Below are 1,865 nucleotides of genomic sequence, written 5' to 3' on the forward strand. Positions count from 1 at the left end.
TTAACTTTTCTGGTGTCATCATTACAAGCTTTTCCACAGGGTCTATCATTCCTGATAAATGGAAAGGAAGGCAACAATTTGAGAAAGAAACATCTGGTCCCTTTTCAAATACTACGATATCCGCATATGGATCAAGTCTTCTTAAACGTGCTGCTGCAGACATACCACCTGCAACTCCCCCAACTACTAAATACTTCTTCTTCATAAAAATACCTCTTTCAATTTTTTAGTTTTGTTTTCTAAATTTTAATTTCAGATTAATCAATTCGCGATAGATTTTTTGTACACAAAACCCATCAATTTTACGTTTTAATTGAACTTATATTTCTTAATTGTTAAAATGCGGACTTATTTAATCATTTTTTCTGTCAAAATTTTAATAAGTATTTTTAATAATTCAAATAAAGCGATATTCCATCTTCAGTTAATCTGAATATTGATATATATACCCTAAACAATATTAATTGTATCTCATTTATTTACATTTTGCAAAGGAAATAAAAAAACGGAGTCATTTCTACAAATAAACAACTCCAGTATTTCTTATAAATAAACTTATTTTTTAGATAAAAACAAATTTTATAAGATATAATATTAACTAAAATAAAGCATAGCGCTATTTTTATTTTTTAAAATTTTTTTTATAATTTCAGAAAATAGTTCTTTTTTATAGCATTACTTTTTATAAATCTGCTTATTTCAAACCTATAAACTATCTATATAAAATTATAATCAAAATTCCATATTTTTTTAATAATATTATTCAATTATTCACAATTTAAATATCACTTTCAATTAAATATAATTAAGAATCAATATTACTTAGATAAATTAAAAACTAATAACAAGTTTCACTAGATAATAAAAAAATTTAAATTAAAAATTTACAAATAAACTAGTTAGTAATTGTTTAACTCTATTAACTGGACAAATGTCTTTTATTGTAAATCTTATTAAAAATATTATAAACTGCTATTCCTAACACAACTCCCAGTAAGGCACCAACAAATACATCACTTGGGAAATGTACAAATAGATATAGTCTTGAGAAGGATATTAAAAAGGCTAAAATAAGAGCTCCTATACCCCATTTTTTATTATACTTTGCTATTACAGTTGCACATATAAACGAAGAAAAAGCATGTGCTGAAGGAAATGAATAATCTCTTGGTCTTGCTACAAGTAATTTAAATGAATGATCTATCCAACAAGGTCTAGGTCTTTGAAAAATATTTTTTAAAATAACATTCCCTACTAATAACTCAAGCATTAAAGCTATTAAAAGCATTACACCTAACTTTCTATAATTTTTCTTTATAATAAAAAATATAGCCAATATAATCCATACTATTCCCATATCTCCTAATGATGTAAAGAACAACATAATCTTATTATTTATAGGAGTAACTAAATTATTTTGGATAAAAAATAATATAGACCAATCAAGTCTTTCTAACATTGCCAACATAATTTTCACCTACATTTCTTTTTATTTTTATAACGGTAATATCTCTAAAGTTGAAATTATACCTATATAAGTAACCTTAAATTATTTTTACATTTTCAAATCCATAAAATAATAATTATTACTTATAGTAGAAGTACTGTACAGTATTTTTTTAAAATCTCTATCTGCTTCTTTTTATGCAAAAACTCAAAAGAAATTTTTTTCAACCTCAATATATAATATATCAAATATATACATATAATGTCTACTTTATATTGCAACTTCTTCTCTTGTATCCTATTTTATAGAAAGAAATAGGATCTAAAGCTTTAAACGCTAAAAAAAAGACTTCAGATAATCTGAAGTCTAATATCACTTGGCTGCGTCCTACTCTCCCAGACAGTTTCCCATCAAGTAC

The 1,865-nt window shown here is 24.6% G+C and carries 2 protein-coding genes; both read right to left on the reverse strand.

Going from position 1 to position 1,865, the window contains the following annotated elements:
• Positions 1-205: NAD(P)-binding protein (locus BMY82_RS09360; protein WP_180366782.1), on the reverse strand; the 205-nt coding region annotated here is incomplete at its 3' end.
• Positions 206-919: 714 nt separating this feature from the next.
• Positions 920-1,468, reverse strand: coding sequence for a phosphatase PAP2 family protein (locus BMY82_RS09365; protein WP_091976286.1), 549 nt, complete (start codon positions 1,466-1,468; stop codon positions 920-922).
• Between the last annotated feature and the right edge of the window lie 397 nt (positions 1,469-1,865).

It is taken from the genome of Peptostreptococcus russellii, assembly GCF_900110295.1.
In the GTDB taxonomy this organism is placed as follows: Bacteria; Bacillota; Clostridia; order Peptostreptococcales; family Peptostreptococcaceae; genus Peptostreptococcus; species Peptostreptococcus russellii_A.

Excerpts from the sequence above, each read along its gene's own strand:
- BMY82_RS09365 (WP_091976286.1), bottom strand. The coding sequence starts at position 1,468 with ATGTTGGCAATGTTAGAAAGACTTGATTGGTCTATATTATTTTTTATC.